This window comes from Exiguobacterium alkaliphilum 12/1, assembly GCF_000714435.1.
GTDB lineage: Bacteria > Bacillota > Bacilli > Exiguobacteriales > Exiguobacteriaceae > Exiguobacterium > Exiguobacterium alkaliphilum.
The window spans coordinates 71,801-97,362 of record NZ_JJMW01000029.1 but is presented as its reverse complement, the minus strand read 5'-3'; the positions used below and the strand labels follow the sequence as shown (position 1 = coordinate 97,362).

The 25,562-nt window shown below is 53.5% G+C and carries 26 protein-coding genes, 8 tRNA genes, 1 rRNA gene, 1 pseudogene and 1 riboswitch; of the genes and pseudogenes, 31 read left to right on the top strand and 5 right to left on the bottom strand.

Annotated features, from left to right (window positions below; genetic code table 11):
* Window positions 1-82 precede the first annotated feature (82 nt).
* From rrf to RT52_RS07090, 28 genes and pseudogenes are all read left to right on the top strand, one after another.
* Window positions 83-198: ribosomal RNA gene (gene rrf, locus RT52_RS07225) — 5S ribosomal RNA — on the top strand.
* A gap of 8 nt (window positions 199-206) precedes the next feature.
* Window positions 207-281, top strand: a tRNA-Asn gene (locus tag RT52_RS07220).
* Between the two features lie 5 nt (window positions 282-286).
* Window positions 287-361: transfer RNA gene (locus RT52_RS07215), tRNA-Glu, on the top strand.
* Window positions 362-365: 4 nt separating this feature from the next.
* Window positions 366-441: transfer RNA gene (locus RT52_RS07210), tRNA-Val, on the top strand.
* A 27-nt stretch (window positions 442-468) separates the two neighbouring features.
* Window positions 469-541, top strand: a tRNA-Thr gene (locus RT52_RS07205).
* Window positions 542-547: 6 nt separating this feature from the next.
* Window positions 548-631: transfer RNA gene (locus tag RT52_RS07200), tRNA-Tyr, on the top strand.
* Between the two features lie 5 nt (window positions 632-636).
* Window positions 637-709, top strand: a tRNA-Lys gene (locus tag RT52_RS07195).
* A gap of 6 nt (window positions 710-715) precedes the next feature.
* A tRNA-Gly gene (locus RT52_RS07190) sits at window positions 716-790 on the top strand.
* Window positions 791-800: 10 nt separating this feature from the next.
* Window positions 801-876, top strand: a tRNA-Ala gene (locus RT52_RS07185).
* Between the two features lie 199 nt (window positions 877-1,075).
* Window positions 1,076-1,969 (top strand): arginase, encoded by an 894-nt coding sequence (gene rocF, locus RT52_RS07180; protein ID WP_034816297.1) that lies wholly within the window; start codon window positions 1,076-1,078, stop codon window positions 1,967-1,969.
* Window positions 1,970-2,109: 140 nt separating this feature from the next.
* Window positions 2,110-2,685 (top strand): RNA polymerase sigma factor SigW, encoded by a 576-nt coding sequence (sigW, locus tag RT52_RS07175; protein ID WP_034804074.1) that lies wholly within the window; start codon window positions 2,110-2,112, stop codon window positions 2,683-2,685.
* Complete coding sequence (locus tag RT52_RS07170) at window positions 2,682-3,320, top strand: anti-sigma factor (RefSeq protein WP_034804077.1); 639 nt, start codon at window positions 2,682-2,684, stop codon at window positions 3,318-3,320. Before sigW ends, RT52_RS07170 begins: the two co-directional genes overlap by 4 nt.
* A 129-nt stretch (window positions 3,321-3,449) precedes the next feature.
* Window positions 3,450-4,310, top strand: coding sequence for a diadenylate cyclase CdaA (gene cdaA / locus RT52_RS07165; protein WP_034804079.1), 861 nt, complete (start codon window positions 3,450-3,452; stop codon window positions 4,308-4,310).
* Window positions 4,311-5,591 (top strand): CdaR family protein, encoded by a 1,281-nt coding sequence (locus RT52_RS07160; RefSeq protein WP_034816293.1) that lies wholly within the window; start codon window positions 4,311-4,313, stop codon window positions 5,589-5,591. It begins immediately after the preceding gene.
* 35 nt (window positions 5,592-5,626) lie between these two features.
* A complete protein-coding gene (gene glmM, locus RT52_RS07155) occupies window positions 5,627-6,985 on the top strand; it encodes a phosphoglucosamine mutase (RefSeq protein WP_034804085.1) in 1,359 nt (452 codons plus the stop codon).
* A gap of 358 nt (window positions 6,986-7,343) precedes the next feature.
* On the top strand, window positions 7,344-9,140 hold the full coding sequence (gene glmS, locus RT52_RS07150; protein WP_034816290.1) for a glutamine--fructose-6-phosphate transaminase (isomerizing): 1,797 nt from the start codon (window positions 7,344-7,346) through the stop codon (window positions 9,138-9,140).
* Window positions 9,141-9,279: 139 nt separating this feature from the next.
* On the top strand, window positions 9,280-9,840 hold the full coding sequence (locus tag RT52_RS07145) for a hypothetical protein (protein WP_034816287.1): 561 nt from the start codon (window positions 9,280-9,282) through the stop codon (window positions 9,838-9,840).
* A gap of 101 nt (window positions 9,841-9,941) precedes the next feature.
* The gene (locus tag RT52_RS07140) at window positions 9,942-10,529 is read left to right on the top strand and encodes a YdhK family protein (protein WP_034816284.1); all 588 of its coding nucleotides are present in this window, start codon (window positions 9,942-9,944) and stop codon (window positions 10,527-10,529) included.
* A gap of 107 nt (window positions 10,530-10,636) precedes the next feature.
* Window positions 10,637-11,116 (top strand): DUF2975 domain-containing protein, encoded by a 480-nt coding sequence (locus tag RT52_RS07135; protein WP_034816281.1) that lies wholly within the window; start codon window positions 10,637-10,639, stop codon window positions 11,114-11,116.
* 9 nt (window positions 11,117-11,125) lie between these two features.
* A complete protein-coding gene (locus RT52_RS07130; RefSeq protein WP_034816278.1) occupies window positions 11,126-11,332 on the top strand; it encodes a helix-turn-helix domain-containing protein in 207 nt (68 codons plus the stop codon).
* 96 nt (window positions 11,333-11,428) lie between these two features.
* The gene (locus RT52_RS07125; RefSeq protein WP_051690302.1) at window positions 11,429-12,157 is read left to right on the top strand and encodes a DUF975 family protein; all 729 of its coding nucleotides are present in this window, start codon (window positions 11,429-11,431) and stop codon (window positions 12,155-12,157) included.
* Window positions 12,158-12,172: 15 nt separating this feature from the next.
* Window positions 12,173-13,105: an NAD(P)/FAD-dependent oxidoreductase gene (locus RT52_RS07120; RefSeq protein WP_245175485.1), complete on the top strand. Its 933-nt coding sequence runs from the start codon at window positions 12,173-12,175 to the stop codon at window positions 13,103-13,105.
* 72 nt (window positions 13,106-13,177) lie between these two features.
* A complete protein-coding gene (locus RT52_RS07115; RefSeq protein ID WP_034816272.1) occupies window positions 13,178-13,651 on the top strand; it encodes a YfbM family protein in 474 nt (157 codons plus the stop codon).
* 119 nt (window positions 13,652-13,770) lie between these two features.
* Window positions 13,771-14,142, top strand: a pseudogene (locus RT52_RS07110) (GNAT family N-acetyltransferase); the annotation flags it as partial.
* 85 nt (window positions 14,143-14,227) lie between these two features.
* Entirely contained in the window at window positions 14,228-14,671 is a 444-nt protein-coding gene (locus tag RT52_RS07105) for a MarR family winged helix-turn-helix transcriptional regulator (protein WP_034816268.1), read from the top strand.
* 3 nt (window positions 14,672-14,674) lie between these two features.
* Window positions 14,675-17,332, top strand: coding sequence for an MMPL family transporter (locus RT52_RS07100; RefSeq protein WP_034816265.1), 2,658 nt, complete (start codon window positions 14,675-14,677; stop codon window positions 17,330-17,332).
* Between the two features lie 110 nt (window positions 17,333-17,442).
* A complete protein-coding gene (locus tag RT52_RS07095; protein WP_024372439.1) occupies window positions 17,443-17,727 on the top strand; it encodes a putative quinol monooxygenase in 285 nt (94 codons plus the stop codon).
* 14 nt (window positions 17,728-17,741) lie between these two features.
* Window positions 17,742-18,626: a VOC family protein gene (locus RT52_RS07090; protein ID WP_034816262.1), complete on the top strand. Its 885-nt coding sequence runs from the start codon at window positions 17,742-17,744 to the stop codon at window positions 18,624-18,626.
* A 16-nt stretch (window positions 18,627-18,642) separates the two neighbouring features.
* Here RT52_RS07090 and RT52_RS07085 read toward each other — a convergent pair whose 3' ends face one another.
* Together RT52_RS07085 and RT52_RS07080 are read right to left on the bottom strand one after the other, a co-directional pair.
* The gene (locus RT52_RS07085) at window positions 18,643-20,460 is read right to left on the bottom strand and encodes an LTA synthase family protein (RefSeq protein WP_034816259.1); all 1,818 of its coding nucleotides are present in this window, start codon (window positions 20,458-20,460) and stop codon (window positions 18,643-18,645) included.
* A gap of 93 nt (window positions 20,461-20,553) precedes the next feature.
* Window positions 20,554-20,952 carry a VOC family protein gene (locus tag RT52_RS07080; protein WP_034816256.1) on the bottom strand — a complete coding sequence of 133 codons (399 nt, stop codon included), beginning with the start codon at window positions 20,950-20,952 and terminating at the stop codon, window positions 20,554-20,556.
* A gap of 93 nt (window positions 20,953-21,045) precedes the next feature.
* Between RT52_RS07080 and RT52_RS07075 the strand changes: the two genes are divergently transcribed.
* On the top strand, window positions 21,046-21,525 hold the full coding sequence (locus tag RT52_RS07075; protein ID WP_034816254.1) for a GNAT family N-acetyltransferase: 480 nt from the start codon (window positions 21,046-21,048) through the stop codon (window positions 21,523-21,525).
* Here the strand turns inward: RT52_RS07075 and RT52_RS07070 are convergent.
* From RT52_RS07070 to RT52_RS07060, 3 genes are all read right to left on the bottom strand, one after another.
* A complete protein-coding gene (locus RT52_RS07070) occupies window positions 21,520-21,783 on the bottom strand; it encodes a hypothetical protein (protein WP_034816252.1) in 264 nt (87 codons plus the stop codon). The genes RT52_RS07075 and RT52_RS07070 overlap by 6 nt on opposite strands.
* Before the next feature lie 76 nt (window positions 21,784-21,859).
* On the bottom strand, window positions 21,860-22,345 hold the full coding sequence (thiW, locus tag RT52_RS07065; RefSeq protein WP_034808099.1) for an energy coupling factor transporter S component ThiW: 486 nt from the start codon (window positions 22,343-22,345) through the stop codon (window positions 21,860-21,862).
* A 62-nt stretch (window positions 22,346-22,407) separates the two neighbouring features.
* A riboswitch (TPP riboswitch) is annotated at window positions 22,408-22,506 on the bottom strand.
* A gap of 45 nt (window positions 22,507-22,551) precedes the next feature.
* Window positions 22,552-23,298 carry a hypothetical protein gene (locus RT52_RS07060; RefSeq protein WP_034816250.1) on the bottom strand — a complete coding sequence of 249 codons (747 nt, stop codon included), beginning with the start codon at window positions 23,296-23,298 and terminating at the stop codon, window positions 22,552-22,554.
* A 209-nt stretch (window positions 23,299-23,507) separates the two neighbouring features.
* On the opposite strand from RT52_RS07060, the gene RT52_RS07055 reads away from it, so the two are divergent.
* Window positions 23,508-24,047 (top strand): ribonuclease FAU-1 family protein, encoded by a 540-nt coding sequence (locus RT52_RS07055; RefSeq protein ID WP_034816248.1) that lies wholly within the window; start codon window positions 23,508-23,510, stop codon window positions 24,045-24,047.
* A gap of 50 nt (window positions 24,048-24,097) precedes the next feature.
* Entirely contained in the window at window positions 24,098-25,228 is a 1,131-nt protein-coding gene (locus RT52_RS07050) for a tetratricopeptide repeat protein (protein WP_034816246.1), read from the top strand.
* The last annotated feature ends 334 nt before the right edge of the window (window positions 25,229-25,562 follow it).

The following is a 25,562-nucleotide window of genomic DNA, read 5'->3' as shown; positions in this document are numbered from 1 at the left end:
ACAATTGATGAACTTCAGTTTTCAGGGAACAAACCCTGAAGGTGATTGACACGTCCGATGGACGATGTTAATATTTTCTTTGTCTGGTGGCGATAGCGAAGCGGCCACACCCGTTCCCATGCCGAACACGGAAGTTAAGCGCTTCAGCGCCGAAAGTAGTTGGGGGTCTCCCCCTGTGAGGATAGGACGTTGCCAGGCAAGATCGTTCCGCAATAGCTCAGTGGTAGAGCAACCGGCTGTTAACCGGTAGGTCGTAGGTTCAAATCCTACTTGCGGAGCCAATTTAGGCCCGTTGGTCAAGCGGTTAAGACACCGCCCTTTCACGGCGGTAACACGGGTTCGAATCCCGTACGGGTCACCATTATGGAGGATTAGCTCAGCTGGGAGAGCACCTGCCTTACAAGCAGGGGGTCGGCGGTTCGATCCCGTCATCCTCCACCATCTTTTATAATCAATCAAACCATATATGCCGGTGTAGCTCAGTTGGTAGAGCATCTGACTTGTAATCAGAGGGTCGAGGGTTCGAATCCTTTCGCCGGCACTCCTTGGGGGGGTAGCGAAGTGGCTAAACGCGGCGGACTGTAAATCCGCTCCCTCGGGTTCGGCGGTTCGAATCCGCCCCCCCCCACCAGGTTTGAGCCATTAGCTCAGTTGGTAGAGCATCTGACTTTTAATCAGAGGGTCGCAGGTTCGAGCCCTGCATGGCTCATTTTTTGCGGAAGTAGTTCAGTGGTAGAATACGACCTTGCCAAGGTCGGGGTCGCGGGTTCGAATCCCGTCTTCCGCTCCATATCATTCCCGGGGCCTTAGCTCAGCTGGGAGAGCGCCTGCCTTGCACGCAGGAGGTCAGCGGTTCGATCCCGCTAGGCTCCACCATTTGTTTGTTTCTTAAGTTATTGATGACTTAAGTTTTTTTTGCCTAAAACCATGAACCATTCACTTGAGAGTACAGAGAAAGGCAGCCTGCCACCATTCAGGCTGCCTTTTTGTATGTTTATACACGACCGTGCGAAGTTGAACCACTTGATTGATAGCGTTTACAATAAAGGTATTAATCGGTCAAGGGGGAATGGCTATGCAATGGTCATATATTGAAGTACCACTCCGTTATGGACAGGGGAAAGACGGAGTCGATCAGGGTCCGAGTAAACTACGGGAACTCGGATTAGAGGCGTTATTGCCTGAGGGAACGGCAAAGCGAACAATCCGCGTGTTGCCTGAATCCGAAATCCGTGAGAATGAAGAGCACTTGAAACGAGTAGATGGCGTGTTATACACGGTCAATGAGCTCGCGGAAGCCGTCCATGAGGAAGTTCAGGCGAATCGTTTCCCATTGATTGTCGGAGGCGACCATAGCATGGCCATCGGAACGCTCGCAGGTCTTGCTAAAACTGGTCCATATGGCGTCATTTGGGTGGATGCCCATGCGGATTTGAATACAGGTGAGACGTCACCTTCGGGGAACATTCACGGCATGCCGCTTGCAGCCGCCATGGGGATGGGGGATGTCCGTTTGACGGAGGTCGGAGGAAGAGAGCGTAAGCTTCTGCCGGAGCACCTGGTCTATATTGGACTTCGCGATATCGATGAAGGGGAGATTCGTGAAATCAATCGACTCGGGATTAAAGTCATCACGGTCGAAGAAGTTCGAACGCGCGGTGCGGACGTGATTATGCAAGAGGCGATTGCCTATTTACGTGAACGCGTCGGTCGTTTTTATGTCAGTTTTGACATGGATAGCTTTGATGCGAGCCTCGTCGCAGGGACAGGGACGCCGGTCGATGGGGGATTGACCGCTGCAGAAGGGAAAGCGATTGTCGCTGAAGCGATGACCGCAGACGAGTTGATTGCCATCGAACTCGTTGAACTGAACCCATCCCTTGATGTCGAAGACAAGACGGCCCAGTTGGCGTTCGCGCTCTGCGAGACGATTGTGAAATCCAAAGAAAACCTGTTATTGGAAAGTTGAATTAGTTTCCATCCCTTACAGTTTCCAAATCCTTTTGTTACAATGGGTTTGGAAACTTTTTTTGATGGAGTTGAAACTTATTCGAGGGACGGAACGTATAGAGGGATGACCGCATCGCTGCGGAGAGGGAGAGTGGATTGATGGAACGGCTGACCACCCGTTTGGTCGACGAATTGAGGTCGGGGAATCACGATTCGTTTGCTGAATTGGTAGAACTGTACAAGGATGGTGTCTTTGCTGTCGCCTATAAGATATTATATGACCGTGGCGAAGCCGAGGACGCTGCCCAAGAGACGTTCATTCGAGCCTACACACGGATTGAGACGTACGACCCACAATATAAGTTCAAAACATGGTTGTACCGAATCGCGACGAACGTTTCCATCGATCGACTCCGCAAGCGTAAGCCGGAGTATTCAATGGATGCGGAAATCGCGGGTACCGAGGGTCTTACGTATCAAGACCACTTAGCTGATGAAGCGCCCCAACCCGATGCGCAAGTCGTTCATCGCGAGATTCGAGGCGAGATGCATGACGCGATCAAGCAACTCCCTGACAAGTATCGCATCCCGCTCCTTCTAAAGTACGTGGATGATTTGTCTTTAAAAGAGATTAGCGTGATGATCGATCTGCCGGTCGCAACGGTTAAAACAAGGATTTTCCGGGGAAGAGAAATGTTGAAAACAATCTTTCAAAACAGGGAGGGGTTCAATTGACTCCTGAAGAGAAACTGCAACAATATTTGGAAGATGGCATCCTGCCCGAAGAATCAGACGAATTCCGTCAATTACTCGAGGACGACGCCTTATATGAGGCTTACCTTCAATACGAACGAATCGATGCCGAACTGAAAGCTTTGCCACGCCCGAAACTGTCTGATGATTTCACGGCACGGGTCATGGCAGCTTTACCTGACGCGACAGCGCGTCCGACGCACGTCGTGACGGCTGTTCCGGAACCAATCCAAACAAAGAAGGTGCGACGGACGCACTCGAGACAGATGACGTGGTTCCGCAAGCATCCCGGGCTCATCGCCGCTGTACTCTTCTTCAGTTTGATGTCGAGTGCGACGCTCGGGTTATGGAACGGCTCGGCGGAGACGATGACGTATACAAAAGTTCCAGGCATCGTGGTCACGGCCAACGAAGTCGTCGTACCGGAAGGTGTTACAATTGAACGCGACATCACCGTTCAAGGAGGCGATCTCCGCATCGAAGGCAAAGTCGAAGGCAATGCGACGGCCGTCCACGGTCGTGCGTATTTGGCGAGTGCCGGTGAAGTGACTGGTGAACTCGAGCAAATTGACCAGATTTTCGAATGGCTCTGGTATTCCATCAAACAGTTATTTTGAAGACGTCCATCGGGCGTCTTTTTTGTTCGTTTCAATCTGGTTTCGTTTTATCGCCAAGCGATGCTTCGTTTTGGAAATGTGATATAATGAAACTTGCACAATTGGCTAGGTAGTTGAGGAGGGGAGCATTTGCCGCTACTGGAACAGGTTTCATTCTTATCATTTTTTAGTCTTTCGGAGAACGTACATTGGTACGATTATTTGAATGACGTTTTAGATATCGTCGTCGTCACGTACGTCATCTACAAGCTGATGATGATCGTCCGTGGCACAAAAGCGGTTCAACTGATTAAAGGGATTTCGATTATCCTCGTCAGTTGGTTCCTCAGTGGATTCTTTGGATTAAAGACGTTGCAATTCTTGCTGAATCAAGTCATCACGTATGGTCTGCTCGGAATCATCATCATCTTCCAACCAGAGTTACGACGTGGGCTAGAACACTTAGGCCGGACGAGCAACCTGTTCGGTCGGACGAGTACGAGCGATGAGGACAAACAGCGTCAAATGATTGAGGCGATTGTCAGTTCGGCGCAATATATGTCGAAACGCCGAATCGGTGCATTGATTGCAATCGAGCGGGACACCGGCTTGAACGAGTACGTCGAGACAGGGATTCGCATGGATTCGCACATCACGTCGCAATTGATTATCAACTTGTTCATCCCGAACACGCCACTCCATGACGGGGCGATGATTATTCAAGATGGGAAAATCGCCGCTGCCGCTTGTTATTTGCCGCTATCGGAGAGTCCTCACATCGACAAGGCACTCGGGACACGGCACCGTGCAGCGATTGGCGTCAGTGAAGTGACAGATAGCGTGACGCTCACCGTGTCCGAGGAGACGGGAGCTGTATCGCTCGCGATTGCCGGGCGTCTGTATCGTGAGTTAGACGAGGAGGCGCTTCGCAACAAGTTGATTCAAGAACTCGTCATCGAAGAGAAAGAGACGACGCTCTCGTTCTTCGGCAAAAAAGGAGGGGACAAGTAAGTGATTGATCAGTGGTTACAACACAAATGGTTTCTCCGCATCATCGCACTTGCTTTAGCTATCCTTTTATACTTTATGGTCGCCGAGACGAGTTCGTCGACGAGCTCATCGAGTGCCTTGCCGATTGTCGGTCAAAGCTCGATGGCGCTCGATGTGCCGGTGGAAGTCTTTTTCGATGAGGTCCAGTACGTCGCCTATAACGTGCCGGAAGAGCTAAACGTCGAGCTCCAAGGACCATCAAGCAGTTTGACGATGACTCGATTGGTGAAAGATTATCAAGTATTCGTCGACTTGACGAATCTCGGTACCGGATTTCATCGCGTCCCGGTCGAGGCCCGTGGTTTCGGGGGGGATGTGAACGTCAAACTCGAACGGGACACGGTCGAGATTTACATCGATCGTAAACAGACGGTGGAAGTACCGGTCTCCGTTAACATGTTAAATAAAGACCAGTTGCCAGAAGGGTACGTCGTCGGGGACGCTGAAATCGAACCGACGACCGTGAAGGTGTCGGGTGGGGCGAGTCGGATTCAAAACGTGAAAGAAATCACCTTGAACATCGATGTCGCCAACCAGAATCAGACGTTCACCCGAGAGTTACCGCCGACCATTTTAGATGCGAACGGGAACCCGCTCAACGTCACGGTAGAACCAAACATCATTCGTGTGACGGTCCCGGTATATGAACAGAGTGCGGTCGTCCCGATTGAGGTCGTAACGACCGGTGACGTCGCGGATGAATATCGTCTCGTCGATACACTTCTCGCCGACACGGAAGTGCGGGTGTTCGCACCGACTGACGTGCTCGCCAACCTCGATGTAATCGAGACAATCCCAATCGATTTAGACGGCTTAGACGGAAATAATAAAGTCACAGCGACGCTCCAGTTGCCGGATGGTGCAACGGCACTCGGCAAGAAAGAAGTCGAGGTGCAATTGCTCGTTCGCGGGATTGATGATACGCGTGACGATTCAGGCGAATTGACCGAGCGGGTCCGTCTGACGGTGCCGGTAAGCGTTCGTGGCTTTGATCGGACGAACTATACGCTCCGGTCGCCTGACGTCGTCAGTGTGACGCTGTCGGGGAAACGAGCGCTCCTCGAGAGCGTCACGTCGAATAGTGTAGGCGTTACGCTCGACTTGACCGGTCTGCCGAGCGGGTTACATGGCGTGGATGTCGATTATGAAGTACCAAAAGGCGTGACGGTCGTCTCGCCAAAAACAATTGACGTCGAATTGACGAGCGTCGATGACGAAACAGAGACGTCTTCGCTTCAATAAGGCGTTCAATCATACAAAAGTGAGGAAATGATCATATGGGTAAATATTTTGGAACAGATGGGGTTCGCGGTGTCGCGAACTCAGAGTTAACAGCAGAATTGGCATATCGTCTAGGACGCGCCGGTGGTTATGTGTTATCGAAACACTTGCCGGCCGGTGAACAGCCGAAAGTCTTGATCGGCCGCGATACACGTATTTCAGGTCACATGCTTGAAGGTGCACTCATCGCGGGTCTTCTCTCAATCGGGGCAGAAGTGATGCGTCTCGGCGTCATCTCGACACCAGGTGTCGCGTATTTGACAAAGTCACTCGATGCGACGGCAGGTGTCATGATCTCTGCGTCGCACAACCCAGTCGCCGATAATGGCATCAAATTCTTCGGTAGCGACGGATTCAAACTCGACGATGCCACGGAAGCAGAAATCGAAGACATTTTAGACGCGTCAGAAGACACGTTGCCACGTCCGGTCGGAAAAGACCTCGGCTTCGTCTCGGATTACTATGAAGGCGCCCAGAAGTACCTTCAGCTGTTAAAACAGACGGTCGATGAGGACTTAGACGGTCTTCATATCGCCCTCGACTGCGCCCATGGCGCGACGAGCGGACTTGCGGCGCGTCTGTTCGCAGACCTCGAAGCGAACGTCTCGACAATCGGGAACTCGCCGAACGGTTTGAACATCAATGAAGGCGTCGGTTCGACCCACCCAGAGCATTTGGCTGAATTCGTGCGTGAAAAGGGTGCGGATATGGGTCTTGCGTTTGACGGCGACGGCGACCGTTTGATTGCCATCGACGAGAACGGTGACGTGGTCGATGGCGACATGATCATGTACATCTGTGGGAAGTATTTGAGCGAGCAAGGCCGCTTGAAAGACAATACGATTGTCGCAACGGTCATGAGTAACCTCGGCTTCCACAAGGCGGTTGAAGAAGCGGGCATGACGGCGCTTCAAACGGCAGTCGGTGACCGTTATGTCGTCGAAGAGATGAAGAAACACAATTACACACTCGGTGGCGAGCAGTCGGGTCACTTGATCTTCCTCGATCACTCGACGACAGGAGACGGGATGCTCTCTGGCGTTCAGCTCGCCCAAATCGTCAAATCGACAGGGCGCAAGCTGTCTGAACTCGCAGCGGAGATGCCAGTGTACCCGCAAAAACTCGTCAACATCCGTGTAACGGATAAGAACGAGGCGATGAACGGTGAACGCGTCCTCGCGACGATTCAAGAGGCAGAGGCGGAAATGAACGGGAACGGGCGCATCCTCGTCCGCGCGTCGGGCACGGAACCGCTCGTCCGTGTCATGGCGGAAGCGCCGACAGCGGAAGAATGTGACCGTTACGTCGAAAAAATCGCCCAAGTCGTACGTGAAGATTACGGTGTGGAAGGATAATTTTATCCAAACAGGGAATAACACAAGGGAATCCAACTGTGGATTCCCTTTTTGTTTCCGTTTTGTCACTGTGAAATCTAGTGATTTTCTTGACGAATGGGGGTGTGATTTGTACTATTAAGAGCGTGACCTTAGAAACGGAGGGGCACAGAGTACGAGAAAGCGCCAGAACTCTACGGAGTTGACGAGGACGAAGGTGATCGAGATTTTCGGCGGATGCCTTCTAGTCGCCTGTCACGACTAAGAGTCTTTCAGTAAAACGCCCGGGTGACCGGACGGACAAAGTGAAAGACGATGACAGCTCTTAGAAAAAGCCCGTTTCCTTTTTCGAGAAATCGAATATAGAGGAGAATTGTTTATGTGTGGAATTGTAGGAATGATTGGGAATACCGGAGCGAAGGAAATCCTTCTCAAAGGTCTTGAGAAACTCGAGTACCGTGGCTATGACTCGGCTGGCCTTGCGTTGATGCAAGACGGTGTCAACGTTCACAAGGAAGTCGGACGCATCGCCGCGCTACGCGAAATCGTCCCAGCAGAAGTAGACGGCACGATTGGGATCGGCCACACACGTTGGGCGACGCACGGGGTGCCGAGCGTCCCGAACGCCCACCCGCACCAGAGCACGACGGCGCGCTTCACGCTCGTCCACAACGGTGTCATCGAGAACGACGAGCAGCTCAAGGCGACGCTCGACGTCCCGTTCAAGTCGGAGACGGACACGGAAGTCATCGTCCAGCTCATGGAGAAGAACTTCGTCGCGCTCGGCGACGTCGAGGCGGCGTTCCGCAAGACGCTCGCTGAGCTCCACGGCTCGTACGCGATCGCGATGATCGACTCGGAGGACCAAGAGCGCCTCTATATCGGCAAGAACAAGTCACCGCTCCTCGTCGGTCTCGGCGACGGCACGTTCAACGTCGTGGCGTCTGACGCGATGGCGATGCTCCAGGTGACGGACCAGTACCTCGAGCTCCACGACGGCGAGATCGTCATCTTGACCCGCGAGTCGGCGACGATCAAGACGCTCGACGGCGAGGTGTTGGAACGCGCGCCGTACACGGCCGAGATCGATGCCTCGGACATCGAGAAGGGCACGTACGCGCACTACATGTTGAAGGAGATGGACGAGCAACCGGCCGTCATCCGCAACATCATCCAGCACTACCAGAACGACGCCGGTGACATCGAGCTCACGGAAGGCGTGCGCTCGCTCGTCTCGGAGGCGGACCGCATCTATATCATCGCTTGCGGTACGAGTTACCACGCGGGTCTCGTCGGCAAACAGTTGATCGAGCGCGTCGCGGGTGTACCGACTGAAGTACACGTCGCGTCAGAGTTCGGCTACAACATGCCACTCCTCACGGAGAAGCCGTTGTTCCTCTTCATCTCACAATCAGGTGAGACAGCGGACAGCCGCGCCGTCCTCGTCGAAGTGAAGAAGCGTGGGTACAAAGCGCTCACACTCACGAACGTTGCCGGTTCGACGCTCTCGCGTGAGGCGAACGAGACGATGCTCCTCCACGCCGGCCCGGAGATCGCGGTCGCGTCGACGAAAGCGTACACGGCCCAAATCGCCGTGCTCGCCATCCTCGCCTACGACATCGCCCGTGCGAACGGGAAGAAAGTACCGTTTGATCTCATGACAGAGCTCGCGCGCATCGCGACGATCATGGACTCAGTCATGGCACAAAAAGAAATCTTCGAGCAGTTGGCTGACAAGTTCTTGAAAGAATCACGCAACGCGTTCTTCCTCGGTCGCGGCATGGATTCATACGTCGGTCTCGAAGGGGCCCTCAAGCTCAAAGAGATCTCGTATATCCAAGCGGAAGGTTACCCAGGTGGAGAGCTCAAGCACGGACCGATCGCGTTGATTGAAGACGGCACACCGGTCATCACACTCGTCTCGCAACCGAACACGCACCTCAACATCCGCGGAAACATCAAGGAAGTCGTCGCGCGTGGCGCCGTTGCCTGCACGATCTCGATGGAAGGGATGGAACACGAGAGCGATTCATTCGTCTTGCCACGTGTCGAGCCACTCCTCACACCACTCGTGACGGTATTACCGCTTCAACTCATCTCATATTACGCGGCACTCGCGCGTGACTGTGACGTCGACAAGCCACGTAACTTGGCGAAATCGGTAACAGTTGAATAAGTGACAAGACCAAGGTGGAGACACCTTGGTCTTTTTTGTGAACGGTTCTGTATAATCGTGGAACAACAGGGGGAAATCTCGTTTCGATTCGATGGAAACGGTAATAAAAAAGTATAAGCCTATAAGGGAGATGGGGATCATGAATATCGTCCATGGAAATCATCATATGCATTGGGTGATTGGTTTGTTGATTGGATTTGTCTCATTTCTGCTCAGCAGTTTTCTGTTCAGTCTCTTCATTGAAGCGGGCGTCCTCGTCACCTTCCTCACGGGTGTTGTCGGTAGCGGGCTTCTGTTCGTCCTGCTTGGCTACCGTGAACATCTCATTCGAAACGTCGGGTTAAGTACGATTGGTATGGTCGGTGCGATTTTGCTCGGATTTGCCGTCGGTGAAATGACCGCCTCGCTTGTGCCGTCTGTCGGGGAGTCATTTGCCAATGCTATGTTTTTAGTCACTGTGACGACAGTGTTTGGTACGGTGTTAGGGGTGATTGTTTTTGGTAAAAAAACGTTCGGATTCTTCTTCGGGATCAGTCTATTGACGGCACTTGCTTTGACCGTTCTGATTGAAGTGACGAACATCATGCAAGGACAATTCTGGCAAGGCGTCGACTTGAACTACGTGCTGATTGTGACAACGATCGGTATGGTGGCGGGGTTAGCGCTTGGGTTGTTCGAAGATGTGAAACGCGTCCATTAAAGATCGTCTTCGGACGGTCTTTTCAATTTGCTAACAAATCGAGTCAGACCCGCATATCAAATATTGATGAAGGGAAGTGACAGATAGAAGGGAGCGATTTGATGAAACAAAAAAAATGGGCAACGACACTTGGTGCCATGCTACTTGCGACGTCACTTGCCGCATGCGGTGACACGGGTGATACGACAGAAGAAGATCAAGCAATCGATGTGACCGAGGAGCACAACGCAGAACAAGAAGAGGCGCATGGCACGATGGACCACTCGGGTTCCGATGAAGTGCCGGACGGCCTACAGGAAGCATCGAATCCGACATACCCGGTCGACTCGACAGTCGTCATGACTGCAGACCATATGCTCGAGATGGAAGGTGCCGAGGCAAAAATCGTTGGCGCCTATGACACGACAGCGTATGCGGTGACGTACACCCCGACCGATGGCGGCGAACCGGTCGAGAATCACAAATGGGTGATACATGAAGAACTCGACACGACCGAGGACGCGCCGCTCGCCGATGGGACCGAAGTGACGCTTCGAGCCGACCACATGGAAGGCATGGACGGAGCGAACGCGACCATCGACTCGAGTGAAGAGACGACCGTCTATATGGTTAACTTCATGCTCCAGGACGGGGAAGAAGTGACGAACCATAAATGGGTGACGGAAGATGAGTTAGAACCGAAAGAATGACCTTCAATGTGAAGGTCATTCTTTATGAGATACAATATATTTTTATTGATAATCAATAAAAAGGACAGTATGATAAAGACATCAAACGAAGTGGGGGTGTCGACGAGATGAAACGAGAGACATGGTTTTTGAAGGTCGCTGTCATCGTTTTAACGCTTCCAATCCTCGGTGGTTGTGCATGGGCATTACCGCACATCTGGCGGGAAGCGACAGAAAGCGGGGGATGGATCCAAAGCTCGATCCAGCCGATTGTGATTGGAATGTATGTGGCGTCCGTACCGTTTTTCTATGCCTTGTATCAGACGTTCAAACTGCTCGGGTACATCGATCGAAATGAGGCGTTTTCACTCGAGGCGGTCCGAGCGCTTCGTCATATCAAGTATAGTGCCGTCATGATTACGGTCGTCTACGTGGCGATTTTGCCGTTCTTCTATTGGTTCGCCGAGCAGGATGACGCACCCGGTTTCATTCTCATCGGTCTCGCGTTTGTCTTTGCCTCGTTCGTCGTTGCCGTCTTTGCCGAGCTGTTACAGAAACTGTTGAAGCGGGCCATCGACATGAAGCACGAAAACGAGTTGACGGTGTGAGGTGAGCAGATGGCGATTATCGTAAATCTAGACGTGATGTTGGCGAAACGAAAGATGAGTGTGACCGAACTTTCTGAACGAGTGGGCATCACGATGGCAAACTTGTCGATTTTAAAGACGGGAAAAGCAAAAGCGATCCGCTTCTCGACACTTGAAGCAATCTGTCAAGCGCTCGACTGTCAGCCGGGCGACATTTTGGAATATCGGGAAGACTGATCGACAGGGCGAGTGCCCTGTTTTTTTGTGGAGGTTGAAACATTTTTCATCACGTTGCGTATAAGACAGGAAAGACGAACGAAATGGGGAAACAAGATGGTCCAGACATGGAATGAACGGGCGCACACCGCGTTGAAAGGAAAGACGGGAATGTTACTCGCTTGGTCATTTGCCTGTGCGTTCATAGTGGAAGCGGGAACCATAGTGGACCCGACTTTATACGGGATGAGGGCAGACACACTGTTCGCTAGTGGCATGTGGTTAATCGGCAGCGCGGTCGTTTCCTTCATGCTGTATCCAATCATCATCGGTTACCACTGGGTGTTACTGGGGACGGTGCGAAGAGAGGAAAGTCAGTTCAAGCACGTGTTTCGACCGCTTCGTCAGCGGTATGACAAACATGTAGCGGCCACGATTCTGTTGACGGTGTTGCAATTGTTGTGGACGCTTCTCTTCCTCGTCCCAGGAATCATTAAATTTTTCTCTTATGCGTTCACGTACTTTATCTTGCACGATGAGCCGGAGTTGTCTGTCCGAGCGGCCATCACGAAGTCGCGTGCTTTAATGCGCGGACTGAAATGGGACGCGTTCAAACTTATTTTACCGGTTGTGCCGGTATATTTGATTGGCTTGACCCTCTTCTTCCGCTTCGACTCCGTGCTGTTCGCTGCATTGTCCCTGTTAGTTGCGACCGCACTCATCCGCCCGCTCGTCGTCAGCCGCTTCGCCGTCATGTATGAAGACGCGCGCCGCGAGTATGACGCGCAGTGGAAAAGCATACGTGAGCCCGACGTAGCTGCCGCTCACGTGATACAATCTTCGTGAAAGAGGGGGATGAACATGAAGATTGGGATTATCGGTGCCGGATTGAGTGGGATTGTCGCAGCACGCGAACTCGCTCGCCACGGTCATACAGTGGAACTGATTGAGAAGGGCCGGAGCGTCGGGGGACGTTTGGCGACAAGACGAATCGGGGACGGGAAAGCCGATCACGGGGCGGTCTATTTCACCGTACGCGGGGAAGCGCTCAAACAAGATGTCGCCGACTGGCAGAGGAAAGGTTGGGTGAACGTCTGGTACGCCGACCCGTATCCACGCTACGTCGCCGCCGGTGGGATGAACGCGTTGGCTAAGCAGTTGGCCGAGGGGTTGACCGTCCATTTAAACGAGCGAGTCGAAGCAGTTGCGATGATGGACGAGGCAGTCATTGTACGGACAGATGTAACGATGCGGCAATATGAACGTCTAATTATCACGTCGCCGCTCCCGCAGACGTTTGACGTGCTCGCGGATTTTCCGATTGACGCGGCGTTACGTGGATTGACTTACGCCCCGACGTTCGTCGGCTTGTTCGAATTCGGAAGCGAGGTCTCCATCGGTCCGGACGGGATTCGCGATACGGACTTGGCATCGGGTTTATTGAAAGTCATCAACAATCGCCAAAAAGGCATCTCGAAGTCGGAACTCGTCAGCGTCTATATGGATGAGGCATGGAGTGCGGCATGGTATGAGCGGCCGGACGAAGACACGCTTTGTGAGATTGAGCGCTTGTTGCAAACGGTGACGGGGTCGGCCGTGATTCAATCGAGCCAGTTGAAGCGGTGGCGCTATGCGCAGGCGACCGACGTCTGGAACGAGCCATACTATCGATTGCGTGACGAGCCGATTTTCTTGGCCGGTGACGTCTTCCTCGAGCCGGACGACGCCTCAGGTCGAACGCGATTTGAGAGTGCATACGTCTCAGGACTCCGCGTTGCGGAAGCGATGCGCTAAACCTTCTTCGGAAGGTTTTTTTCATGACCGTGCCGAATAGTCAGACATACGAATTGGAGAGGGGAATCAGACATGGGGATGGTTGGTACATACATGCGGGTATCGAGCGAAGAGTTGACAGAACTGCTTCAAGAGCCGGACCGCTTCGACGAACTGTTGGAAGACGAAGACCGGCAGACCGATATCGACAAGGCGTGGCACGGGCTTTATTTCTTGTTGACCGGGGAGACGGACTTGGACGACATTGACCGTCATTCGCTCGGGAAAGTGGTGTTTGGAGGCGACGTCTTGGACGAAGAGGCGGGAATCGCTTATTTGACGCCGGAAGAAGTGGCGGACTTGTCCGCACGGCTTCAGTACATCAAACTCGATGCGCTTGAAGCGCGCTATGACGTCACGACGATGAACGAGCAGCAACTGTATCCGTTTGAGAGCGAATGGGGGCTGGAAGAGAAACAGTATTTATTCGAACAGTTCGATGAGTTGAAGCGTGTCTTCAAACAAGCGGCTGACGAGAACGGGGCGCTCGTCACATGGATCGGCTGAGCGTAAAGCCGTTATGCCGCCAGGACGAAGCCTGCTTGTACGCGTTCGAGTGTGAAAACCGTGCGTATTTTGAGCGTTCGGTCCCGAGCTGAGGCAACGCCTACTCTGAGCCGGAGTCGTTTCGTCAGTCACTCGAGCGCCTTTTGGCCGAACAGGCGAACGGTGAGGGCTATTATTACTTGATTTGGGAGGATGACACAATCGTCGGACGCCTGAACGTTCATCACACTGATGCTGAGACCGGGGAAGTCGACTATCGAATCGGGGCGGCTCATGTCGGACGCGGGTATGCCACGGAGGCTTTACGGCAATGGCTGACGTTTAAGTTACCACGGTTCAGGCGCTTCATTGCCGAGACGACGAACGACAATGTGGCCTCTCAGCACGTGTTAAGACGTGTCGGATTCATCCGTGAGGGCGCGGAAAAACAGATTGAATGGTCAGGACAACTGCTCACGTTCTATACATACGTATATACACTCGACCGATGAGCAACGACTGCATCGGTCGTTTTTATTGACTACTATTAGTTTAGGGCATAAACTAGATGAATATAGTTTAGGGGGTAAACCAACGATGAAAGAATTGATGCGGGAATCCGTACAATTATTTGAAGAAGTCATGTTTCAAGGTGCCGAACACGTCATCGATGCGATGGAAGGCGACGTCTGGCGCGAGTACTCACGCGAACAGCTGCAGTTGTTGAAGTTGCTCGAACAGTTCGGGCCGATTCAAGCCGGACAGTTAGCAGAGAAGCAAGGGGTGCATAAAAGCGCCATTTCGAACCGCTTAAAAAAACTCGTCGACAAAGACCTTGTCGTCAGTCGACGCGGTCAAGACCAGCGCGAGCGGTTGATTGAATTGACGGAGGCCGGTCGTCATATCGTCGAAGCGGCCGATGCGGCCGTGTACCGTTACGTCGAATCGTTACTCGACGGAAACATCGACGAGGCAGAAATCGAACAGTTCGTCCGGACGTTCCGGAAAATCAAACAGCTGCTTCGGATTGGGGAGGAATAAGCATTGCGTAACATTATTCAATGGCGCTGGGGAATCTTGATTGGCCTCATCGTCTTAACGTCCGGCTTGTTCATCGCGGCACCGAACTTGACGAAACAGGCCGAACAGGCCGGAAGCTTCCAATTGTCAGAAGATATGGACTCGCAACGGGCCCAAGATATATTAAATGCAGCTGGGAAGAGCGACAAGACGATTTCACTCGTCTACGAGTTCGATTCGCTCGGCGAGGCCGAACGGACCGATATTTCCCGGGTCATCCGTGACATCGAAACGCGCGACGACGTCGTCAAGGACGTCCTCGACCCGTTCGAAAATGAAGAGACCGAAGCACAGCTCGTTTCAGAAGATGAGCGCATCGTGCTCGTCCCGATCACGGTCGAAGGGTCGAGCGAGGCCATCAACGCCTTCGCGGACGATGTACGGGCGAACATCTTACCTGAAGACGAAACGGTGTACATCACTGGGGAAGAGATTATCAATAACGATGTGAACTTGAGTGCGCAGGAAGGGTTGAAGAAGACGGAAATCATCACTGTCGTCTTGATTTTCAGCTTGCTCCTACTCGTCTTCCGTTCGATTGTGACGCCGTTCATCCCGTTGATCGCGGTCGGCTTCACGTATCTTCTCAGCCAATCGTTCGTCGCCTTCTTCGTCGATTGGTTCGGCTTCCCCGTCTCGAATTACACGCAGATTTTCCTCGTGGCGATTCTGTTCGGAATCGGGACAGACTATTGTATCCTGCTCCTCAGTCGGTATAAAGAAGAGCTTGGGGCCGGTCACGCGATTGAAGACGCGATCGTCAACACGTATAAGACGGCCGGTCGAACGGTTCTCATCAGTGGGCTCGCCGTGTTCGTCGGTTTCGCCTCGATCGGTTTTGCCGATTTCCCGATCTTTAAATCGGCCGTCGCCGTCGCCGTCGGGATTGCCGTCTTGCTCTTGATTTTGTTCACTGTCGTTCCGTTCTTTATGGCGACGCTCAAGCATCGTTTATTTTGGCCTTCAAAGAAAGCGGGCGAACATCACGACAGCCGCCTCTGGGCGGCGTTCAGCCGATTATCGGTCAATCGCCCGTTCGTCTCGATTCTCGTCGTCGCGGCGATCACCGTACCGGTATTGTTCACATACGATGACGCCCGGTCGTTCAATACGGTCGATGAGATCGGAAATGACTATGACTCGGTCCGAGGGCTCAATTTGATCTCGGAAGGGTTCGGAAAAGGCGAGTCACTCCCGGTCCAAGTCATCTTGAAACGAGATGCGGCACTGACAGAAGACGACGTCGCCTACATCGAGAAGTTTTCAAACGAACTCGAGAACGTGGACGGTGTGAGCGGTGTCCGGTCGATCACGCGACCGACCGGTGACGTCATTGACGATTTTTATGTCGATACCCAACTCGCGGAAGTGAGCCGTGGGCTTGCTGAAGCCGAAAGCGGACTCGGGGACGTACAAGCAGGACTCGCCCAGGTCGAGTCAGGGCTTGACGCCGTCGTTGCTCAACTACCGACGGGATCCTCGAGCGCGGGGGCGCCACTCGCGGAAGCAGCGGCAGGACTTGGTCAATTGAACGCCCAACTCGGTTTGATTGGACAAGGCTTGACGGCCACACAAAACATTCCAGCGACCGTAGCCGGTATCGGACAAGTGTCTGTCGGGCTCGGTCAAATCGAAGCAGGCATCAATGAAGCCGCTTCGGCTTTAACGGCACAAGGCGCGCAAATTGGGGAACTCGGAGCCGGACTGTCTCAGCTCGCCACCGGAGTCGGTGAAGCGAACGCTGGATTGTCACAGATTGAAGCCGGCTTAGGCGAGGCCGTGTCCTTCTTATCGGCACTTAGCGAAGCGGATGGTTTACGTGATACAGGCGTCTTTTTACCGGAAGGGACATTGACGTCGGACGCGTTCGCGCCAGCCGTTGACCGTTACATGTTCGATGGCGGGACCGCCACGCAACTCGAGGTCGTCCTCGACATGGACCCGTACTCACCAGAAGCGATCGATACGGTCGAGGCGGTGAAAGAGACGATGGACCGCATCGTCACGAATACACCGTTTGAAGCGGCTACGATTGGTTATGCCGGCATTTCGAGCATCAATAGTGACTTGAATGCGACGTCTACGAACGACTTCAATCGGACGGTCGCCATCATGCTCGTGACGCTCTTTGTCGTCATGACGATTCTATTCCGTTCGATGATCATGCCGCTCTATATGATTGGCTCGCTCTTGTTGACGTACTACACATCGGCGGCCATCACGGAGCTCATCTTCGTGGAAGGACTCGGTTACGACGGGATCAGCTGGGCCGTACCGTTCTTCGGGTTCGTCATGTTGATTGCGCTCGGCATCGACTACTCGATTTTCCTCCTCGATCGATTCCGCGAAGAGTCGATTAACGGGATGACGGTACGTGACGCACTCGTCCACTCGATGACGAAGATGGGGACGGTCATCATGACCGCTGCCGTCATCCTCGCGGGTACGTTCGGGGCGATGATCCCATCAGGTGTGCTCAGTCTCGTCCAAATCGCGACGATCGTCATCACGGGGCTGTTACTATACGGGTTGATCGTGTTGCCGTTACTCATCCCGGCCATCACCGTCTCGTTCGGTGACGGGGTGTGGTGGCCGTTCAAACCTAAAAAGAAAGACGAGTGAACCGAGCGGACATCTCACGTGTGAGGTGTCCGCTTTGGCGTATACATTCAGCGCGATTCGGGAACGTGGTATAAGATGAGATTGCATTTCATAATGAGGAGGAAACAGCTATGGAAATCACAATCACCGCGATATTAAAGGCACATCCAGGGAAAGAAGAAGCGTTACAGCAAGCGCTCGATGCGGTCATCCCGCCGTCGAGACAAGAAGAAGGATGTCTCACGTATGTGCTCCATGAGTCAATCGATGAGCCCGGCACGTTCGTGTTTTACGAGAAGTACCGGGATGAGGCGGCACTTGACGCACATATCAACTCCGACCATTATCAGGCGTACCGAAAACAAGCCGAGACGCTGCTCGCCGTCCGTGACGTGTATCGACTTCGTGAAATCTGAAAGGAGCTTCTCTGATGATTACGCAACCGATCATCCCGTGCATTTGGTTCGAAGGCGATGTCGAGCGCATCGCCGAATGGTACGTGTCGGTATTTCCAGATTCGTTCGTCGACTATACGACGACACTTACCGATACGCCGTCAGGCAAGACGACGATTGTCACGCTGTCGCTGTCGGGCCAGTTTTTCCAACTGCTCGGCGCCGGCCCGCTGAAAGAGCGCAACCCGTCCATCTCCTACATGGTCACGTTCCCGACGTCAGAAGAAGTCGAGACGCTTTGGCACAAGCTCGTGGACGGCGCGGACGTACTCATGCCGCTCGACACGTATGACTTCAGCGAGCGTTACGGCTGGTTGAAAGACAAACACGGTGTGTCGTGGCAGATCATGCATAGCGGCGGGATGGACATCCAAACCGTGACGCCGTGTCTCTTGTTCGTCGGTGACGTGTTCGGTCAGGCCGAAGCGGCACTGAATGACTGGGTTTCCACCTTCCCGGATTCGTACGTGCTCGAAGACCATCTGATCCGTTACGAGGCGACAGACGGTCCGGAGTTGGAAGGGAAGCTCAATTACGCCCGCTTCGTCTTGTCCGGCCGCGAGTTTGTCGCCATGGACAGTGCGGAGGACCATCAGTTCGCGTTCAATGAGATGCAGTCGCTGATCGCGTTTTGTGAGTCGCAAGCCGAGATTGATGACTATTGGGAGAAGCTGTCGGCCGTCCCGGAAGCGGAACAGTGCGGCTGGCTTAAGGACCGCTATGGCGTCTCCTGGCAAATCGTGCCGTGGGAGATGGAAGAGATGATGACGACCGGAACAAAGGAGCAATTGGCGCGCGTGACCGAGGCGTTTTTGCCGATGAAAAAGATCGATGTGGCGACGCTCCGGAAAGTCTACTAAAAACAAGCCGTCCCGATTAGTCCGGGGCGGCTTGTTTGTCGGTTTGTGTAAGGGCGGATAAGGCGTCTTTTTCGACGATGATGTCGGAAAGGCGTAACTGGTCGGCCGCTTCGTCAATATACGGCGCGCAGGCGTCGAACGGGAGCGGGTCTCCTGAATCGATTGCATAACACGTGCCGGCCCCGAACGGCTTCGTCAAATCCGGGTCGAAGTAGACATCGTCGTAACGGAACGAGCCGTTTCGGAACACGGTCAAGTTGGGCTCGTCATCGAGAAGCGAACTTCCGAGCATATAGCCGGGCGTCATCCCGAGCAACTCGAGGATGGTCGGGGCGAAGTCGAGTTGACCGCCGCTCGCTTGCATCACCTCGCCTCGCGCGAGCCCGGCCGGTTTGATATAGAGCGGTACCGCCCGGTCGAGCGTAAAGACATCGGTGACGGACATGGCCCCTTCTTTCTCGGCCATCTCGTCGCCGGGAGCGGTCAACCCGTTGTCATGGTCGCCGTAAAACACGACGAGCGTGTCATCCCACATGCCGTTCGCCTTCAACGCGTCGACCATCAACCCGACGGCCGTATCGACATAGTGGACGGTGTGATAATAGTTTTGGAGGAGCGGGTCGTCATAGCCGGACAAGTCGAGCCGTTTCTCACGGTCCGGGATGTCATACGGCGTATGGCTCGTCAAGGCGACGACGAACGAATAGAATGGCTGCTCGAGCGTCTCCATGAAACGGACGGACTCCGTCAAGAAGTCTTGGTCGTTGAGCGCCATGCCGATCACCTCACCGTCTGGGTAGTCCTCTGCGGAGAAGAAGTGATTGAAGCCGATATTGTCGTAAAAGTTATCCCGATTCCAGAACGTCTTATCAAACGCATGCATCGCCGCCGTGTCGTAACCGGCTGCTTTCAATCGTTCAGGCAAGGCGTCGAACGTGTGGTCGGCGTACTGGGTGTAAACGGATCCCGACTTGACCGGGTAGAGCGACGTGTTGACGGTGAACTCCGCATCCGACGTCCGGCCCTCATGTGTCTGGTGATAGACGTTCGGGAAATAAAGCATCTCGTCGCGGAGCGCATTCAAATTTAGTGTCACGTCTTGACCGTTGATGACTTGGCCAATCACGGACGCTTGAAACGACTCGAGTTGGACGACGATGACGTTCGTATCGGACGAGGCGCTCACGGTCGCGGGAGACAAGGCGGAGACGTTGGATTGGTCGACGTCAGTCAACGACTTCCCGAGTCCGGCCCCGTCACGGAGGCCACGCGCCGCGTCTAAGCCGTGATAACCCCAAAATCCGTATTTATAGTACTCACGCATGTTCGAGATGGTCGTCCGGTCGTCCGGTGGATAATTGACGTAAAGTGGGACGCTATACAGCACGACTCCGGCCAAAAAGCCGATCCCGGCCATCCGCAGCCCTCTCGTCTCACGAATCGGGTGACGCTTTTGATACATCACGAGTGCCCCGAAAACGAGTAAGTCGGCGAAAATGAGGAAATCGGTCGCCTGAATCAACGTCAAGAACCCACCGCCGACGTCACCCATCTGGCCGGCATCTGACAAGAGCGCGACCGACAAGACGTTTCCGAAATAGCGGTAATACCAAGCGTCCGAGATGAGCAAGGTGCTATGTAAAAATAGCGAGGCGAGGAGGATCCATCGCCGGACGTTCGGTCGAACGAGTAATGCCCAGCTCGTCATCATGAGGATCATGCCGACGTTGACGAGGAAGAAGTGGAATGTGAATGCACTCGTCGTCAGCACGCTGAATAAATAGAGCTTGAGGAGCGAGAGAATCAAGTAAGTCCAATAATCGAGATATTTCATGCGTTGCCTCCAAGAAAACCAAGTTGGTTAAGTGTTCCTGTTTTCAAGTGGCCAAAAACATCACGGTGTACAAAAAAAGTGAGGCGCGTCGCCTCACTTGATTAAAAACGAGTCCCGAAGTTCGATGATCGTGCCTTCCGGGGCTTTTAATTTGCTTAAATAGCCGTCGACGACGAAGTAGATGTTGCCGCCCTGTTTCGGTAAGAACGGTACATCGAGCGCCTCGAGCCGTCGCACTTCTGTTTCGAGGTCGTCTACGTACAGAGCGAAATGGACAGGGCCGGCCACGTGTTTAGAATAGGGGGTCAACGTCTCGTCGACTTTTGCCGTCTGGAGCTCGATATAAAAGTCGCCGAGCTTGAGCCAGCTATTGAACGCCCGTGTATGAAAGTCAGGCGATTCCTGAACGAGTTCGAATCCAAGCGCTTCATAGAATCGTTTGGACGCCTCATAGTCGGGCGTTTGGATGCAGAGATGGTGGATTTGTTTCATCGTATCACTCCTTTCTTTTAGTTTAGCGAATCCATATTGGAAACGGAACTTTTCATGGGCAAAGGGCGTATAGGATACCGGGGAGGCGAAAGGATGGATACGGAAGTGTTAACGATTCAACCGGTTGATAACACGAACCGGGACGCCGTCATCGGCTTGACCGTCGCTGCGGAGCAGTCCCGCTTCATCGAAACGAATGCGGAATCGCTTCGCGAGATGGAAGTCGACGTCAAATACGCGTGGCAGTGCTATGCGCTTTGTCTCGACGAACGACCGGTCGGCTTCATGATGATTGGGGCGGAGAACAAAATCGACCGCTACGTGTGGCTCGACCGTTTTATGATGGATGCGCGTGAACAGGGAAAGGGGCTCGGAGCTCGCTTTCTACAGTTGGCGCTCATCTTCATTCAAGACCGATTCGACGTGGATGACATCGTCCTCAGTTTACACGCGGCAAATGAACCGGCGAAGCGGTTTTATCAGCGAGGTGGATTCGTCGATAGCGGCCGCATCGACGAATGGAACGGAGAAGCGATTTGGGTGTATCACGTCAAACAGGGACAACCGTCATGAGGCGGTCGTCCCTGTTTTCGTTGTGGTCGCTTTAACCGAATTCCCGGCCATGAAGAAACAGATGATGGCGATGAAGCCGAAGAGCGGGATGAACCAATTTTGCGCCAACAGATCCATGACGGTCGGTTCCTCAGGCCAAACGCCTGTAGCGACCAAGGCGTGCCAACGCGTATACGCCGCGATACGCTCTAACGTAAATAACAGGGCGGTGATCACAAGAGCAGTCGCTCCAATCACCCCTAACTGTAATCGAGTCAATCCAGTCACTCCTTCCGAATGATACACCCTTATTTTACCATTGATTTGAATGGAAAGGAGAGGCCAAACGACTCAATTATTGTTTGAGAGCAGGACGCAACTGTTTGACGCGAGCGAGCACAATCCAGCCGAGTAAGGCGCCGGTCACACTCGAAGCGAGAAAGGCCGGGAAAAAGAAGAACGCGCCGAACTCAGACCCCATCAAGATTTTCGCGTAAGGCACGGCGATGAGCGAGGCGATGACCCCTGTGCCAATCACTTCACCGATTGCGGCGAAGGCGACGCGGTTCGTCTTCATATAGAAGATTCCGGCGAGAAGTGCACCAATCATGCCGCCAGGGAACGCGAGTAGGGAGCCGGTACCGGTCATGACCCGTACGAGTCCGGTCACAAAGGCGACGAGGACGGCACCGAGCGGGCCGACGGTAACAGCTGCGATGACGTTCACCATATGTTGGATCGGGAAAGCCCGGGCGACTCCGGTCGGAATCGAGATGAACAGTGAGCCGATAATCGCGATGGCGACGAGCATGGCCATCCAAGTGAGTTGTTGAATACGCATAAATGAGTCTCCTTTCAAAATGAAAACGCCACTTCTCCAAAAGGAAAAGTGGCGTGGAACAGACGAATCCCATGCCACTTCCCTACGCTGGTATGAGCCAGATCAGGTTCAAAGGGTCCGGCGTTTGCCGTCTCAGCCCGAAGGCTCCCCTAGTGGTCGTTTATTCGTTTAAGTATAACATAGTGTCATCATAAGCGTTCGATGATTCATTCGTTCTTCTCGAGCAGATGTTTGTAATCCGTTTCGTTCCAGAACAGTGGCGCGATGGACTCGGGCCCTTTAAAGATTTCTCCGTCTCGGTCGTAGACGATGGCATACCCGCTCTCGACCTCAAATACAATCAAATCCGCGGTAACTTCGGTCACGCCGTCCCCGGCGATGATGACATCCTCAAGCGGCTCGCGGGCGATTGATACGCCCCATTCGTCGAGCTCGACGATGAGCGCGGACGTATAGGCGTGACGATCGTAAATCGATTGAAACGCATCTTGCGTCAACGTGACGTCTTCCGGTGGGGCGCTCGTCCCATATTTCCGTTTCTCGATTTCCTCGACGAACTGTAAGAACGACGTTTCTTGCCAAAAGAGCGGCGCAATCGCTTCCGTCCCGTTCGCAATCCACCCGTCCTCGTCTTCATACACCGTGGCGTACGTTCCATCGTCGAGTTGGAACGGATAGACGTCTGCATAAGTGTGGTGGATGCCGTTACCAGTAATGACGACCCGTTCGAACGTCTCACGAAATGGCGTGAGTCCGTTCGCCTCGAGGGTTTCAAGTAATTTTTCGGCGACTTCGTGTTGGTCGAAGACGTCCTTGAAGTCCTCCCGTGTCCATTCGCTCATGATTTCTGGCCCAGGTTCGTTCGAATCCGCTGGAATGACCGGCTTTTCGATTGGATCGGTACAGCCTGCGAGTAACAGTAGGCCCAACCCGAATATAAATAAACGTGTCATGCTGCTCACCCTTTAATCATACAAATTTTACCTATTATGAAGAAGCGTAGCATGGATGGAAACGGATGAGAACCTATACACGTTTTCGTTGGGGGTGTAGTAAGGCGTGAGGCGGTCAGGTTCACTGAACAGAATCTGTACGACTGAACAGGGAACTGTCGGATTTTGGCGAACTGTTAAAGCAAACGAGCTATGAAGGAGCGAGTACGATGCCAAAACGAAAATTTGCCAATCGACGGGACTGGGAGCGGATTCTTGAGCACCGCTATGCCCAGATGGACGTCCATGACGAACATTTCTCAGGGACGGTCGCCTTGTTTCAAATCGATGCGGTCCGGGCCCCGCAGTATAAGCAACATAACGGAGAGGAATTCATCGTGGCCGACGTCGGCTATGCGTGGCTCCAATATTTCCCGGACAATGAACCGTTCGGAGTGACGGTCATGTTTGATGATTCGGGCCACATCGTCCAGTGGTACATCGATATCGTCGAGGCGATTGGCTATGAGGACGGAATTCCCTATATGGACGACTTGTTGCTCGACATCTTGGTCTTCCCGAACGGGGACGTCGTCCGGAAAGACGAGGACGAGTTTGAAGAAGCGAGGCTGACTGGCGAGTTGACGCCGGAGCTCGTTGCGAAAGGATGGCACGATTTTGAAGAGACGCTCAAGCGGATCGAACGAAACGACTTCGTCTACTTTGACCTTGCACAAGGGCATTACGAGACCTTGAAGCAAATGCTTTGAACGCGCGGCTTCCTTTGATACAGTGAAAGAAAAGCGCAGGGAGATGAACCATGAAACAGATTGACATCGATACGTGGCCACGAAAGAAGCATTACGAGTTTTTCAAGGCGTTCGCCGCCCCGCACTTTAACGTGACGGCGACGCTCGACGTCACAAAATTACATACGCATGCGAAGACAACCGGACAATCGTTTTTCAAGCTGTTCTTATACGGTGTGGTCAAGACGGCGAACACGATTCCGGAGTTTCGATACCGGATGCGCGGAGAGACCGTCGTCGAGCATGACGTCGTTCATCCGTCGTTCACCGTCATGATGGACGGGGACGTGTTCAACTTTTGTACCGTCTCGTTCAAAGAGTCGTTCCCCGCGTTTATGGAAACTGTTGCGGCACGAATGGAGGAGGCGAAGCGAAACGTCTACGTCGGAGACGAGGAGTCGGATGATTTGCTCTTCATCACGAGTGTGCCGTGGGTGTCGTTCACGAGTATCAGCCATCCGATCAACGACGAGAAGCACGATAGCGTCCCACGCATCGCCTGGGGAAAGTTCACGGCAACGGGTGACCGAATGATGATCCCACTCTCCGTCCAAGCTCACCATGCCCTCGTCGACGGGGTGCACGTCGGCCGGTTTTACGAAGCACTGCAGACGTGGCTCGATGAGTTGAGCGACTTGCAAGTGCCGGTCCGTACGGAAGAGAAAGGACTCGACGAGGCGATTCGCCTCCGGGAGAACGGGGAGCTCGAACGTGCCAAACAACTGCTCCTCATGTTGCTGCGTCAAGACGAGAAGAATCCGCGCCTGCACGCCCATTGCGCCTGGTGTTATGACGCACTTGGGGAAGAGCGACAAGCTGTCCCACACTACGAACGGGCGATTCGCCTCGGCCTCGCCGGAGACGAGTTACGGGAGACATACATCGGGCTCGGCAGCACGTACCGGGCGCTCGGCCGCTACGAGGATGCCGAAGAGTTGTTCACGAAAGCGATTGAACAGTTTCCGGACATCGGGGCGCTCAAAGCGTTCCAAGCGATGACCCGTTACAACCTCGGACGTCACAGTGAAGCGACCGGCACGTTGCTCGAACTGCTCGCAAACCCGAATCCGGATGACAGCATCAAACGGTATCGTCGCGCCATCGCGTTTTACGCGCGTAACTTGGACGAGACGTATGACTAAGGAGAACCGAATGATCACACTGCAACCAATCACAGACCAAAACTGCTATACGTGTTGTCAGCTCACGTTGAGTGACGCGTAACAGACGTACATGGAACCGAACGCGATTTCCTTGCTATAACCGACGGGGGACGACTCGGCACCGAACCGATCGTCGTCGGCTATCATCCTGATAACATGGGCGTGCATCGATTATATGAACGCTTGGGATTTGTCGATGAAGGCAATCGCTTCGGGCGGGAGATGGCGGTCATTCGCCGTATGTGAACAGATGACATTCCATCATCTGTTTTTTTGCAGGCAAATGGATTGACCGACGCTTTTCCTCGTGATA